At 69.1% G+C, this 14,165-nt stretch carries 12 protein-coding genes; 8 read left to right on the forward strand and 4 right to left on the reverse strand.

Translation table 11 applies throughout. The features are described from left to right. Positions 1-34: 34 nt before the first annotated feature. On the forward strand, positions 35-403 hold the full coding sequence (locus ACDP63_RS03085; protein WP_024843314.1) for a hypothetical protein: 369 nt from the start codon (positions 35-37) through the stop codon (positions 401-403). Between the two features lie 55 nt (positions 404-458). On the opposite strand, the gene ftsY is transcribed toward ACDP63_RS03085, so the two are convergent. Together ftsY and ACDP63_RS03095 are read right to left on the reverse strand one after the other, a co-directional pair. Beyond that, positions 459-1,505, reverse strand: coding sequence for a signal recognition particle-docking protein FtsY (gene ftsY / locus ACDP63_RS03090; RefSeq protein WP_024843315.1), 1,047 nt, complete (start codon positions 1,503-1,505; stop codon positions 459-461). A gap of 128 nt (positions 1,506-1,633) precedes the next feature. Next, positions 1,634-2,563, reverse strand: a complete 930-nt coding sequence (locus ACDP63_RS03095; RefSeq protein WP_024843316.1) for a class I fructose-bisphosphate aldolase — start codon at positions 2,561-2,563, stop codon at positions 1,634-1,636. 126 nt (positions 2,564-2,689) lie between these two features. Here ACDP63_RS03095 and ACDP63_RS03100 point away from each other — a divergent pair, with 126 nt between their 5' ends. Next, on the forward strand, positions 2,690-2,917 hold the full coding sequence (locus ACDP63_RS03100; RefSeq protein ID WP_024843317.1) for a hypothetical protein: 228 nt from the start codon (positions 2,690-2,692) through the stop codon (positions 2,915-2,917). Positions 2,918-3,046: 129 nt separating this feature from the next. On the opposite strand, the gene ACDP63_RS03105 is transcribed toward ACDP63_RS03100, so the two are convergent. Then, positions 3,047-4,243 carry a phosphoglycerate kinase gene (locus tag ACDP63_RS03105; protein ID WP_024843318.1) on the reverse strand — a complete coding sequence of 399 codons (1,197 nt, stop codon included), beginning with the start codon at positions 4,241-4,243 and terminating at the stop codon, positions 3,047-3,049. Positions 4,244-4,421: 178 nt separating this feature from the next. Between ACDP63_RS03105 and ACDP63_RS03110 the strand changes: the two genes are divergently transcribed. Next, a complete protein-coding gene (locus tag ACDP63_RS03110) occupies positions 4,422-4,931 on the forward strand; it encodes a peptidylprolyl isomerase (protein ID WP_024843319.1) in 510 nt (169 codons plus the stop codon). Next, the gene (locus tag ACDP63_RS03115; RefSeq protein ID WP_024843320.1) at positions 4,921-5,526 is read left to right on the forward strand and encodes a peptidylprolyl isomerase; all 606 of its coding nucleotides are present in this window, start codon (positions 4,921-4,923) and stop codon (positions 5,524-5,526) included. The genes ACDP63_RS03110 and ACDP63_RS03115 overlap by 11 nt, the downstream gene beginning before the upstream one ends. A 523-nt stretch (positions 5,527-6,049) precedes the next feature. Here the strand turns inward: ACDP63_RS03115 and gatB are convergent. Beyond that, the gene (gene gatB, locus ACDP63_RS03120; RefSeq protein WP_409927683.1) at positions 6,050-7,567 is read right to left on the reverse strand and encodes an Asp-tRNA(Asn)/Glu-tRNA(Gln) amidotransferase subunit GatB; all 1,518 of its coding nucleotides are present in this window, start codon (positions 7,565-7,567) and stop codon (positions 6,050-6,052) included. A gap of 388 nt (positions 7,568-7,955) precedes the next feature. Here gatB and ACDP63_RS03125 point away from each other — a divergent pair, with 388 nt between their 5' ends. The 4 genes from ACDP63_RS03125 (at position 7,956) to tam (ending at position 14,132) form a co-directional block, all read left to right on the forward strand. Continuing rightward, complete coding sequence (locus ACDP63_RS03125) at positions 7,956-8,633, forward strand: hypothetical protein (protein ID WP_028709864.1); 678 nt, start codon at positions 7,956-7,958, stop codon at positions 8,631-8,633. Then, on the forward strand, positions 8,539-10,059 hold the full coding sequence (locus ACDP63_RS03130; RefSeq protein ID WP_024843323.1) for a Y-family DNA polymerase: 1,521 nt from the start codon (positions 8,539-8,541) through the stop codon (positions 10,057-10,059). The genes ACDP63_RS03125 and ACDP63_RS03130 overlap by 95 nt, the downstream gene beginning before the upstream one ends. Continuing rightward, entirely contained in the window at positions 10,059-13,298 is a 3,240-nt protein-coding gene (locus ACDP63_RS03135; protein WP_024843324.1) for an error-prone DNA polymerase, read from the forward strand. Before ACDP63_RS03130 ends, ACDP63_RS03135 begins: the two co-directional genes overlap by 1 nt. Positions 13,299-13,364: 66 nt before the next feature. Next, complete coding sequence (tam, locus tag ACDP63_RS03140) at positions 13,365-14,132, forward strand: trans-aconitate 2-methyltransferase (RefSeq protein WP_024843325.1); 768 nt, start codon at positions 13,365-13,367, stop codon at positions 14,130-14,132. Positions 14,133-14,165: the final 33 nt, after the last annotated feature.

Genomic DNA, 14,165 nt, shown 5'->3' on the forward strand with positions numbered 1-14,165 from the left:
CGTTGTTTTCCTGCACCGCCAAGGGAGAATGACCATGCGCCTGGCCGCCCTGATGCTGATCCTGTCCGCCAGCCCCGTGCTGGCCTCGTCCGAAGCGGCCTGGGAGCAGTTCCGCCAGGATGTCGAGGCAGCCTGCACCGCGCTGGCCCCCGAGGCGGGCGAGACGGCGATCGAGATCAACCCCTTCGGCTCGGAAAGCTACGGCGCGGCGCTCTTGATCACCACGCTCGCCGATGGCGGGGTGGATCGCTACGTCTGCATCTATGACAAGCAGGCCGGAACCGCCGAGCTGACCGCGCCCTTCACGCCACCGCAGGATGTGGTCGAGCCGATGGCCGATGCGGCGGGCAATGTCGCGCCGGCCGAGGACACAAGGACCGACGCGCATCTCGTCAAGCCGTGACCTCCGCTCCGGTTGCGCCGCCGCAGGGGTATTTGGAAAACGGAAAGCCGCGGGGTCAGTCCCCGAGACCGACCAGGGCGCGGGCGAAGTCGCGGGCGTCGAAGGCATCGAGATCGTCGATCTGCTCGCCCACGCCGATGGCATGGATCGGCAGGCCGAAGCGGTCGGCCAGCGCAACCAGCACGCCGCCGCGCGCGGTGCCGTCCAGCTTGGTCATGACCAGGCCCGAGACATCGGCGAGCTTCCGGAAGGTCTCGACCTGGCTCAACGCGTTCTGCCCGGTGGTCGCGTCCAGCACCAGCAAGGTGTTGTGCGGCGCCGACGGATCCTTCTTGCGGATGACGCGGACGATCTTCGCGAGTTCCTCCATCAGATCCTGGCGGTTCTGCAGGCGGCCGGCGGTGTCGATCATCAGAAGGTCCGCGCCCTCAGCCTCGGCCCGCACCATGGCGTCGAAGGCGAGGCTCGCGGGGTCGGCGCCCTCGGGCGCGGTCATCACCGGCACCCCGGCGCGGCTTCCCCAGACCTGCAATTGCTCGACGGCGGCGGCGCGGAAGGTGTCGCCGGCCGCGATCACCACCTTCTTGCCTGCCGCCTTGAACTGGCTCGCGAGCTTGCCGATGGTCGTGGTCTTGCCCGAGCCGTTCACCCCCACCACCAGCACCACCTGCGGCCGCTTGGGATAGAGCGGCAGGGGCTTGGCGACGGGCGTCATGATGCGGGCGATCTCCTCGGCCAGCAGCTCTTTCAGCTCGGTGGACGAGATGCGCCGCCCCATGCGGCCCTCGGCGATATTGGCGGTGACGCGCAAGGCCGTCTCGACGCCCATGTCGGCCTGGATCAGCATCTCCTCGAGCTGCTCCAGCATCTCGTCATCCAGCTCGCGGCGCGGCTCGGCCGTGGCGGCCTGGCCGAAGATGCGGCCGAAAAGCCCGGGTTTGGCGGGCGTGTCAGGGATCGGGGCTTGCGGGGCTGGGGCAGCGGGCTGCACCGGCGCGGCGCTTTCCGGTTCGGCACCTTCGGACACGATGTCATCCAGCCCCGCGCCGATCTTCGACGAGGACCGCGTCAGCCGCTCGCGCAGTTTCGAGAAAAACGCCATGCACCCATCCTTCTGCCTGTGGCGCAAGAGACTAGGCGTTCCGCGGCCAAAGGAAAAGGGCGCCTGCGCAGCGCCCTTCTTTCTTGCCGAAATATCCCGGGGGTGTGGGGGCAGCGCCCCCACGGCGCTCAGGCCTTGCCCAGATAGATGTCCACCAGCTTGCCCAGCATCTCCAGCGCATCCTCGCGCGAACGCTGGAAGCTGTTGCGGCCGATGATCGAGCCGTTGCCACCGCCGTCGCGGATGGCGCGCGCGTCGTCGAAGACCGCATCCGCGCCCTTGGCCGCGCCACCCGAGAACACCACGATGCGGCGGCCGTTGAAGGCCGACTGCATGCAATGCGCCACGCGCTTGGCCTGGGTCGAGATGTCGATGCCCTTGGCCTCGTAGACCTTTTTCGCCTCGCCCAGTTCCAGGTGGTCGGTCGAGAGCTTGATCTTGATGATATGCGCGCCGATCAGCGCCGCGATCTGCGCGGCATAGGCGGCGATGTCGATGGCGGTCTCGCCGTCCTTGCTGATCGCCTCGCCGCGCGGATAGGACCAGATCACCGTCGCCACGCCCTTGGCGGCGGCTTCCTTGCGCATCTCGACGATCTCCTCGATCATGTCGAGCGCCATGTCCGAGCCCGGATAGATGGTGAAGCCGATGGCCGAGCAGCCCAGCCGCAGCGCGTCGTCGACCGAGGCGGTGATCGCCTGGTTCTTGCCGGCGGTGTCCGACATCAGCGAATTGGCCGAGTTCACCTTGAGGATGGTCGGGATCTGGCCGGCAAAGGTGTCGGCGCCCGCCTCGATCATGCCCAAGGGCGCGGCATAGGCGTTGAGCCCGGCGTCGATCGCCAGCTGGTAATGGTAATGCGGGTCATAGCCGGCCGGGTTCGGCGCGAAGCTGCGCGCCGGGCCATGCTCGAAACCCTGGTCCACGGGCAGGATGATCATCTTGCCGGTGCCGGCCAGCTTGCCGGTCATCAGCATGCGGGCCAGCTGTGCCTTCACACCCGGCGCTTCGCCCTCGTAATTGGCGAGGATCTTGCGGACGGTATCGGTCATCTGCATCGGGAACTCCATGTCTGAATGCCGGCTGATTAACAGACCAGCCGGCAAGGGCAATCGCGATTGCGCTAACGGAACACATGGCCGCCTTTCGGCGTTATTCCGCTGTCAGAATTGGGAGGAATTCCAATGGCGAACGAAGATCCCGACGGCATTCCCGAACAGATCCGCCAGAACCGGCCCTTCTTCCTGGTGCTGGGACTGGCCTTTGCGATCGCGATCGGGGCCTTTCTCTATATCCTGTTCCTCGACACCGACTCGCGCGACGTGACGCGCAACGCGCCGCCCGCCGCGACGGCACCGGCCATGCCGGCAGGCGAAGCCGCGCCGGAAGCCGCACCGGCCGAGGGGAACTGACCGCAGCCGGCAGGGGACACCAGGGCGTCCCCTGCCGCCCTTTCGCTTGCGCCGATGCGCCGATCCGGCATCAGACGGAACAGCCCCCCCCCCCCACGAGGGGCTCCTCCGCCTGCCGGGCGGCAGGCCTCAGCGTTTCTGCAGGGCCGCAACGCCGGGCAGTTCCTTGCCCTCCATCCATTCCAGGAAGGCGCCGCCGGCAGTCGAGATGAAGGTGAAATCACCCGACACCCCGGCCTTGTTCAGCGCCGCCACCGTGTCGCCGCCGCCGGCGACCGAGATCAGCTTGCCCTCGCGCGTCAGCCGCGCGGCCTCTTGCGCGGCGGCATTGGTCGCGGCGTCGAAGGGCGCGATCTCGAAGGCGCCAAGCGGGCCGTTCCAGATCAGCGTGCGGCTGGCCTCGAAGACCTCGCGGATCTTCGCCACCGTGGCGGGGCCGGCGTCCAGGATCATCGCATCGGCCGGGCAGGCATCCGCCGCCACCGTCTCGTTGTCGGCGCCGGCCTTGAACTCGCGCGCCACCACCACGTCCACCGGCAGGTGGATGGTGCAGCCGGTCTGTTCCGCCTTGGCCAGGATCTCGCGCGCCGTATCGGCCATGTCGCGCTCGGCCAGCGACTTGCCGACCTCGATGCCCTGGGCGACCAGGAAGGTGTTGGCCATGCCACCGCCGATGACCAGATGATCGACCTTCTCGATCAGGTTGCCAAGCAGGTCGAGCTTGGTCGAGACCTTGGCGCCGCCGACCACCGCCACCACCGGGCGCTGCGGATTGCCAAGCGCGGCGTCCAGCGCCTTGAGCTCCGCCTCCATCAGCCGGCCGGCGGCGGCAGGAAGCAGCCGCGCGATGCCCTCGGTCGAGGCATGGGCGCGATGGGCGGCCGAGAAGGCGTCGTTGACGTAGACCTGGCCCAAGGCGGCCAGCGAGGCGGCGCAGGTCGCGTCATTGGTTTCCTCGCCCGGATAGAAGCGGGTGTTCTCCAGCAGCAGGACATCGCCCGGCTTCAGGTCGGCCACAGCCCGCTTGGCGGGGCCGCCGATGGCCTCGTCCGCAAACCTGACCTCCTGGCCCAGGGCGCGCTGCAGCGCCGGCAGAACGACCTTGAGGCTCATGCTGTCCACGCGCTTGCCCTTGGGGCGGTCGAAATGCGCCAGCAGCACCGGGATGCCGCCCTTGGCCTGGATGTCCTTGACGGTGGGCACGATCTTTTCGATTCGCGTGGCATCGGTGACCTGGCCGTTTTCGACCGGGACGTTCACGTCCACGCGGACAAGCACCACCTTGCCGTCAAGCTCCAGGTCGTCGATCGTGTTGAAATCCGCCATGCTCATGTCCCTTTCATGTTGGGCTGACCGTCCCCCGCCGGGGTTTTCCCGCATCATGACATTTTCGTCAACCGGCGCCGGAGGCCGGGCATGCGGCGAAACGCACGGCGCCGGCGGGCGTTGTCTGGGCGGGGCGAAACGCTTATGCCTTTGCCCAAGCCATCAGAAGGAGACCCCCATGGCCGAGATCAAGGATCCCGAGAACACGGTCATCATCGAGCTGAAGGACGGCCCGGTGGTGATCGAACTGCTGCCCGACGTGGCGCCGAAACATGCCGAGCGCATGAAGGAACTGGCCCGCGCCGGGAAATACGACAACGTGGCCTTCCACCGCGTGATCGAGGGCTTCATGGCCCAGACCGGCGATGTGGAACATGCCAACATGGAAAACAACTACAATCCGGGCCGCGCTGGCACCGGCGGCTCGGACCTGCCGGACCTGCCGGCCGAGTTCTCGCGCCTGCCGCATGACCGCGGCACGCTGGGCGCGGCGCGCTCGATGAACCCGAACTCGGCCAACAGCCAGTTCTTCATCAATTTCAAGGACAACCACTTCCTGAACGGCCAGTATACCGTCTATGGCCGGGTCATCGAGGGCATGGAGCATGTCGACAAGATCGCCCGCGGCGAGCCGCCGGCGAATCCCGACCGGATGATCTCGGTGAGGGTGGCGGCCGATGTGGAATAAGCTGCTGCTTCCCGCCCTGGTGCTGGGCACCGGCGCGGCCGCCCATCCGGTCCTGGCCGAGGGCCTGCCGGGCGTCACCGACGGGCCGGGTCCGAACCTGGTGATCGAGGTGGCCGATTCCAAGGGCACGGCCAAGGGCCGGATCGTGCTGGACCTTTACAACGACAAGGCGCCGAACCATGTCGAGCGCCTGGTGACGCTGGCGAAATCGGGCGCCTATGACGGGGTGGTGTTCCACCGCGTGATCGACGGCTTCATGGCTCAGACCGGCGATGTCGAATTCGGCAAGCACGGCAGCGATACCGCGCGGGCGGGCATGGGCGGTTCGAACATGCCGGACCTGGCGGCCGAGTTCAACGATGTCAGCTTCCAGGCCGGCACCGTGGGCATGGCGCGGGCGCAGGATCCCAACAGCGCCAACAGCCAGTTCTTCATCGACCTGGCGCCGGCGACTTTCCTGGACGGGCAATATACCGTGGTCGGCCAGCTGGTCGACGGCTGGGACGTGCTGAACGCGATCAAGAAGGGCGACCCGGCCGCCAATGGCGCCGTGGTCGAGCCCGACTACATGGTCAAGGTGACGGTCGAGGAGTGATCCCCGGCCCCGCCTGACCAAGGCCCCGCGTTCCGGCGCGGGGTCTTTTTTATCGGGCAGGTGTCAAGGTCATCCGAGGATGACCCGCCTGCGACGCGGGACGAGGCGACCAGTCGCGACACTGCTCCGGTATCAGCAACTGCCGGCCCGGATGCCCGTCAGACGGCTTGTCTATCTCGGGCTACCCGTGCCAGCCATCCTGAACGATGGCTTAGGGCGCCCTCAAGGGTTTGATCTTGATGCAAAAACTCGACGCCGCAGCATGAGCATGTTGCCCAGGATGGGCAATCTCCCGCTGGCCCATAGTAAAGGCTGCTGCAGACCGCAGACGCGGCGGAAAGGTGCGGGCTTTTTCATGCCGGGCCGGAATGGCGAAGGCTTGCCGACAGGCCGGGCCGCGCAGCGGAAAACGGCCGAAGGGCTTGCCCTGGCGCGGCTGGGCGGGGCCGGAAAGGCCCCTTGCCCTGCCGCGCGCAAGCCGCGCCGCGGTATCGCGGGATGAACGCCGGCTGTCCGTGGCGGATCAGGCCAGGGCGAGCTTCTTGGCCACCAGTTCGTTCACCGCCGCCGGGTTGGCCTTGCCGCCGGTGGCCTTCAACACCTGGCCCACGAACCAGCCGGCCAGCTTCGGGTTGGCCTTGGCCTTTTCCACCTGCGCCGGATTGGCGGCGATGATCTCGTCCACCGCCGCCTCGATGGCGCCAAGGTCGGTGACCTGCTTCATGCCGCGCGCCTCGACGATCTCGGCCGGATCGCCGCCCTCGGTCCACAGGATCTCGAACAGTTCCTTGGCGATCTTGCCCGAGATCGCGCCCGAGCCGATCAGGTCGATCACCCCGCCAAGCTGGGCGGCCGAGACGGGCGAGGTCTCGACGCTCAGCCCTTCCTTGTTCAGCCGTCCGAACAGCTCGTTGATGACCCAGTTCGCCGCCATCTTGCCGTCGCGCCCGGCGGCGACCTGCTCGAAGTAATCGGCGCTTTCGACCTCGGCGGTCAGCACGCCGGCGTCATATTCGGACAGGCCCAGTTCGGTAACGAAACGCGCCTTCTTCTCGTCCGGCAGCTCCGGCATCGCGCCGGCAATCTCGTCCACCCAGCCCTGCTCGATCTCGAGCGGCAAGAGGTCGGGATCGGGGAAATAGCGATAGTCGTGGGCTTCCTCCTTCGAGCGCATCGAGCGGGTCTCGCCCCGGTCGGGGTCATAGAGCCGGGTTTCCTGCACCACCTTGCCGCCATCCTCGATGATGGCGATCTGGCGGCGTGCCTCGTATTCGATGGCGGCCTGGATGAAGCGCAGCGAGTTCATGTTCTTGATCTCGCAGCGGGTGCCAAGATGGCTGAAATTGCCGGTCTCCTGGTAGCGTTCGTAGGCGCCGGGCGCGCAGACCGAGACGTTCACGTCGGCGCGCAGGTTGCCGTTCTGCATGTTGCCGTCGCAGGTGCCGAGGTAGCGCATGATCTGGCGCAGCTTGGCGACATAGGCCGCCGCCTCCTCGGGGCCGCGGATGTCGGGGCGGCTGACGATCTCCATCAGCGCGACGCCGGTGCGGTTCAGGTCGACGAAGGACATGTTCGGGTCCATGTCGTGGATCGACTTGCCGGCATCCTGTTCCAGATGAATGCGCTCGATCCTGACGCGGCGGGCGACGCCGGGGGCCATGTCCACGATCACCTCGCCCTCGCCCACGATCGGGTGGTAAAGCTGGCTGATCTGGTAGCCCTGCGGCAGGTCGGGATAGAAATAGTTCTTGCGGTCGAAGGCCGAGACCAGGTTGATCGCCGCCTTCAGGCCCAGCCCGGTCTTGACCGCCTGCGCCACGCAGAACTCGTTGATGACCGGTAGCATGCCCGGCATGGCAGCGTCGACGAAGGCGACATGGCTGTTCGGCTCGGCCCCGAAGCCGGTCGAGGCACCGGAAAACAGCTTGGCGTTCGAGGCGACCTGGGCGTGGACCTCCAGCCCGATGACCAGTTCCCAATCCTGCTTCGCACCCTGAATGATCTTCGGTTCGGGGGCGGTATAGGTCAGATGGTCGAGCATGGCATTTTCCCTGGCAAGGCTGCGCCCCGCCTTCTAGGCGCTTGGCGCGCGGCTCGCAAGGGTTGCGCGGGCGGTGCCGCATCGGGCCGCTCCGTGCCGGGCGGCAGGGAGCAAAACCGCGGCTCGCAGGTTGGCCCCGGATGAGCGGCCCGATGACCGGGATGAAGGCCATGGGGTTTTCCCCGCCGCCCGGCGCTGCATGCCCTGTCCCGATCCAGCTGCCCTGCCCCGCATGTCTTGCGGCTTGCATGGGCCATGGCCTTTCGTCCTGCACCTTTGGCGTCAGATGGCCTCAACCGCACAGGCAATGCAATGTTCCCTGGCGCGGCCGGATTGACGAATCCTTGGACAAGGGATAGGAACAAATCAGGAACACACTGACTGAACCATGTCCGCTCGCCCTTTCCCTTCCGGGGTGGCGCCTTTCGGACGGGCGCCAGTCCCCGCGGCGCCGCAACCGAGCGCGCCGACCCTGTCCGAAGCCTTCGGCGCCCGTCCCCTGGCGGGGGCGGCGCCCGGATTCGTCCTGGCCGCCCTGCCGCCGGGGCTGGTGCTTTGGGCGCAGGACCGGCTAAGCCGGACCGAATTCGGCGCCCCCTTCCTGCCCGGCATGGGCCGCGACCTGCTGCGGCTGGACCTGACGCGCCCCGCCGATGTGCTGGCGGCGCTGGAGGACGGGCTGCAAGGCCGCGCCCTGGCCGCCGTGGTGGGCGAGATCCATGGCGCCGCCGCGGCGCTGAGCTTCACCGCCAGCCGCCGCCTGGCGCTTCGGGCCGAGGCGGCGGGCCTGCCCTGCTGGCTGATCCGCCACGCCGCGCCGCCCGAACCCAGCGCGGCGCGGATGCGCTGGCGGGTGACGCCGCTGCCCTCTGCCCCCGACCCGGACGATCCGCAGGCACCGGGCGAGCCGCGCTGGCTGGCGGAACTGTTCCGGGTCCGCGGCCAGCCGCCCTCGACCTGGGTGGTGCGCCATGACCGGGCGGCGGATCGTCTCGATTTCTCTGCCCCGCCTGGCGATCGAGAGCTGGCTGAACCGCGCCGCGCGCCGGGGCGACGCCTGGCCTGAGGAGATCCCGCTGGCGCTGGCCGCGCCCGGTCCGCACGGGCCCGTCATCCATGCCGCGAACCGCGCCGCCGAACGGGCCGGGGCCCGCATCGGCGCCCGCGCCGTGGACAGCCGCGCCATCTGCCCCGAATTGCGCATCGAGCCGGCCGAGCCCCGACGCGATGCCGCAAAACTGGCGCGGCTGGCCTTCTGGGCCCGGCGCTGGGGCCCCTTCAGCACGCCCGACGGCAAGGACGGCATCATTCTCGACACCACCGGCGCCGCGCATCTGTTCGGCGGCGAGGCGGCGATGCTGGCCGAGATCCAGGCCGGCTTCGCCCGGGCCGGGCTGACCGCGCGGCTGGCGCTGGCGCCGACGCGCGGCGCGGCCTGGGCGCTGGCCCGCTTTGGCCCCGAGCGCACGATCTGCGCCGATCCCCTGCCCGCGCTGGCGCCGCTGCCGGTGGCCGGGTTGCGGCTGTCGGGGGAAACCCTGCTGCTCTTGCGCCGGCTGGGGCTCAGGACCATCGGCGACCTCGCCGCCCTTCCGCGCCTGTCGCTGATGCGCCGCTTTGCCCGGGCCGAGCCGCAGGACAATCCGCTGATCCGCCTCGATCAGGCGCTGGGGCGGGCGGCCGAGCCGCTGGATGCGCCCGAGCCCGCGCCCGAATACGCCGCCGAGGCCCGGCTGGCCGAGCCGGTGATGGACCCCTCGGACTGGCTGCCCGGATTGCTGGCCGATCTTTGCGCGCAGATGGCGGCGGCGGATCGCGGCTGCCGGCGGCTGTGCCTGTCGGTGTTTCGCGTGGATGGCGAGCGGCGCGACATCCGCGTCGCCCTGGCCGCGCCCACGCGCGACCCCGGCCATTTGCTGCGCCTGTTCGACGGCCGGCTCGGGCGGCTGGACCCCGGCTATGGCTTCGACCTGATCCGGCTTGCGGCCGAGGCGGTCGAGCCGCTGGCCCAGACCCAGCCCGGCCTCGACGGCGCCGCGCCCGCAGGGCTGGCACTGGCGCGGCTGGTGGACCGGCTGGCGGCGCGCTTCGGCGCGGCGGCGATCAGCCGGCCGCTGCCGCGCGAAAGCCATGTCCCCGAACGCGCCGAGACACCTGGCCCGCCGCTGGCCACCATTCCCGCCCCGGTCGCGCGCGCCGACCGGCCGATCCGCCTGCTCAACCCGCCCGAGGAGATCCGCGTGCTCTACGCCATCCCCGAAGGCCCGCCGGCGCAATTCGTCTGGCGCCGGCAGACCCTGCGCGTCGCCCGCCATGCCGGGCCCGAGCGCATCGCTCCGGAATGGTGGCACGACCGCCCCGGCACCCGGCTGCGCGACTATTTCCGCATCGAGGACGACAGCGGCCTGCGCCTGTGGATCTATCGCGAGGGGCTGGTCCATGACGGCCGCGGCGGCGCGCCGCGCTGGTTCCTGCACGGGATCTTCGCCTGATGCCCGACCATCATGCCCGCCCCCAGATCCCGCTGCCCCCGGCCGAGCACCCGAACCCGCCCGCGGATTACGTCGAACTGGCAGTGACCAGCGCCTTCAGTTTCCTGCACGGCGCCTCGCAGCCGCGCGAGCTGGCGTTGGCGGCGCATCTGATGGGCTATGACGCGCTGGGGATCGCCGACCTCAACAGCCTGGCCGGGGTGGTGCGGCTGCATGCCGCGGCGAAGAAGCTGCAACTGCGCCCGGTGATCGGGGCGCGGATCGTGCTGGCGGAGGGCAGCGCCTTCCTGGCCTATCCCACCGACCGCGCCGCCTATGGCCGGCTCGCCTCGCTGATCACCAAGGGCCGGCGGCACGACCTGGACGGGAACTGGCAGAAGAAGGGGCGCTGCGACCTGAGCCTGGACGACCTGGCCACCCATGCCGAAGGCATGCGGCTGATCTGGCTGCCGGGCGACGACCTTGCACCCCTGCCCGGCCTGGCCCGCCGCCTGCCGCAGCTGTCCCATGTCGCGGCCAGCTGGCTTTATCGCGGCGACGACCGGGCGCGGATCAACCACCTCGACCGGGCGGCGCGGGCGGCAGGGCTGGCCATCGTCGCGGTGAACGACGTGCATTACCACGCCCCCGACCGCCGGCCGCTGCAGGACGTGATGACCTGCATCCGCGCGGGCACCACCATCGCCCGGGCCGGCCTGCTGCTGGCGCAGAATGCCGAGCGTCACCTGAAGCCCCCGGCCGAGATGGTCCGCCTGTTCGCCGACTGGCCCCATGCCATCCGCGCCACGCGCGAGATTGCCGACAGCTGCCGCTTCTCGCTGGACGAGCTGCAATACGAATATCCCCGCGAAAGCGTGCCGCCCGGCCTGACCCCGCAGCAGCATCTGGAAAACCTGACCTGGCAGGGCGCGGCCTGGCGCTATCCTGCCGGCGTGCCCGAGAAGGTCCGCGCCACGCTGGTCAAGGAACTGGCGCTGATCCGCCGGAAGGAGATCGCCCAATATTTCCTGACCATCCACGACATCGTCCGCTATGCCGAAGACCAGGGCATCCTGAACCAGGGCCGCGGCTCGGCGGCGAATTCGGCGGTCTGCTACGTCCTCGGCATCACCCCGGTCGATCCCGCCAAGCATGAACTGCTGTTCGAGCGATTCATCAGCGAAAACCGCAAGGAGCCGCCCGATATCGACGTGGATTTCGAGCATGAGCGGCGCGAGGAGGTCATCCAGCACATCTATGACGAATATGGCCGCGACCGCGCCGGGCTCTGCGCCACGGTGATCCATTACCGCCCGCGCAGCGCCATCCGCGAGGTCGGCAAGGTCATGGGCCTGTCCGAGGACGTGACCTCGGCGCTGGCCGACACGGTCTGGGGCAGCTGGGGCAAGGACATGTCGGCGGCCTCGACCGACCAGGCCGGGCTCGACCTGGGCGACCCGCTGCTGCGGCGCACGGTCAGGCTGGCCGAGGAGATGATCGGCATGCCGCGCCACCTGTCGCAGCATGTCGGCGGCTTCGTGCTGACCGAGGGGCCGCTGTCGGAAACCGTGCCCATCGGCAATGCCGCCATGCCGGAGCGCAGCTTCATCGAATGGGACAAGGACGACATCGACGAATTGCGCATCCTCAAGGTCGATGTGCTGGCGCTGGGGATGCTGACCTGCATCCGCAAATGCTTCGAACTGGTCCGGGTGCATTACGGCAAGGCGCTGACGCTTTCGGATTTCGACCGGGACGATCCGGAGACCTATGCCATGCTGCAAAGAGGCGACAGCATCGGCACCTTCCAGGTCGAAAGCCGGGCGCAGATGGCCATGCTGCCGCGGCTGAAGCCCAAGGAGTTCTACGACCTGGTGATCCAGGTCGCCATCGTCCGCCCCGGCCCGATCCAGGGCAACATGGTCCATCCTTATCTGCGCCGCCGGGCGGGATTGGAGACGGTGGATTACCCCGCCCCCTCGCCCGAATGCGGCCCCCCGGACGAACTGTTCAAGATCCTGAACCGCACCGAAGGCGTGCCGATCTTTCAGGAACAGGCGATGAAGATTGCCATGGTCGCCGCCGAGTTCTCACCCGCCGAGGTGGACGATCTGCGTAAGGCCATGGCCACCTTTCGCTCGCGCGGGACCATCGAGCGGTTGCAGGACCGGATGGTCGGCCGCATGGTCGAACGCGGCTACGACCGCGACTTCGCCGAGCGTTGCTTCAACCAGATCAAGGGCTTCGGCGATTACGGCTTTCCCGAAAGCCATGCCGCGGCCTTCGCGCATCTGGCCTATGTCTCGGCCTGGCTGAAATGCCATCACCCGGCCGCCTTCGCGGCGGCGCTGCTCAACAGCCAGCCGATGGGCTTCTACGCGCCCGCCCAGATCGTGCGCGACGCGCGCGACCACGGCGTCATCGTGCTGCCGGTGGATGTGAACATCAGCGAATGGGACAACATGCTGGAGCCCTGCGACGGCGCCTTCGCGCTGCGCCTCGGCCTGCGCCAGGTCGAGGGGCTGTCCAAACCGCTGGCCGAACGCATCAAGGCTGCGCGGGACGCGCCCTATGCCGACCTGGCCAATCTCAAGGCCCGCGCCGGGCTCGATGCCCGCGCCATCCGGCTGATCGCGGCGGCCGACGGCTTGCGCTCGATGGGGCTCGACCGGCGGGCTGGGCTGTGGCAGGCACGCGCCCTGCGCGACGCGCCGGACCTGCCGCTGTTCGGGGCCCGGGACGAGGGCGCCGAGCCCGCCGTCGCCCTGCCCGCCATGCCGTTATGCGAGCATGTCACCGCCGATTACCAGACCCTGCGCCTGTCGCTGAAGGCCCATCCCATGGCCTTCCTGCGCCGCAGCCTGGCAGCACAGGGCTATGCCTCGGCGGCGGACCTTGCCGCCCTGCCGAATCGCGGCCGCCTGCGCATGGCCGGCATCGTGCTGGTGCGCCAGCGCCCCGGCAGCGCCAACGGCACCTGCTTCGTCACGCTGGAGGACGAAACCGGCGTGGCGAATCTGGTGATCTGGGAAAAGACCTTCGCGCGATTCCGCAAGGTGGTGATGACCGCCCGCCTGCTGGAGGTCCACGGCCAGCTCCAACGTGCCGAGGGCGTGACCCATATCGTCGCGCATTGGCTGGGCGACCGCTCCGACGCGCTGCTGCGCCTGGCCGGAGAGCCATGCCCGGCCCTGCCGGCCCCGCGCGCCGGCCATCCGCGCCAGGTCAGGATATTGCCGAAATCGCGGGATTTTCACTAAGGGTCGGCCTGTTCAGGCGGCGGGCCATCCTCTAGCCTGCGGGCGAATCCGGGCTGGAGGAACGCCATGCGATGGTCGGCCACGCAATATGCGAAATTCCTGGACGACCGCACCCGACCGGCGCGCGACCTGCTGGCGGCGCTGCCGCTGGAGGCGCCGGACCTCGTGGTGGACATCGGCTGCGGCCCGGGCAATTCAACCGCCCTGCTGGCCGAGCGTTTCCCCGGCGCGCAGGTCGTCGGCCTTGATCCCGATGCCGACATGATCCGCACCGCCCAGGCCGCCCAGGCCGGCTGCCGCTTCGTGCAGGGGAATGTCGAAAGCTGGCGTCCCGAGACGCCGCCCGACCTGATCTTTGCCAATGCCTCGCTGCAATGGGTGCCCGATCACCGGGTGCTGCTGCCGCATCTGGTCGGGCTGCTGCGCCCCGGCGGCGCGCTGGCGGTGCAGATGCCCGACAACCTGGACGAGCCGAGCCATGTGGCCATGCGCCGCAGCGCCGCCGATCCGCGCTGGTCGGCCCGGCTGGCGGCGGCGGCCGGACAGCGCCAGCCGCTGCTGTCGCCGGTGGCACTGCATGCGCTGCTGCGCCCCCTCTGCGCGCGGGTCGATGTCTGGCGCACGACCTATCATGTCGAACTGGACGGGCTGGAGGGCATCGTGGGCTGGTTCCTCGGCTCGGCGCTGCGGCCCTATCTGGACCGGCTGGACAAGGCCGAGCGGCCGGCATTCCTGGCCGCCTATCGCCGCGAGATCGCGCCACATTACCCCGAGATCGCGGGGCGGGTGCTGCTGCCTTTCCCGCGCAGCTTCCTGGTCGCCACGGCCCTTTGACGGGCCAGGCCGGCAGGTCCAAAGGGGCGGCAA

The organism is Paracoccus sp. P2, assembly GCF_046335115.1.
GTDB lineage: Bacteria > Pseudomonadota > Alphaproteobacteria > Rhodobacterales > Rhodobacteraceae > Paracoccus > Paracoccus pantotrophus.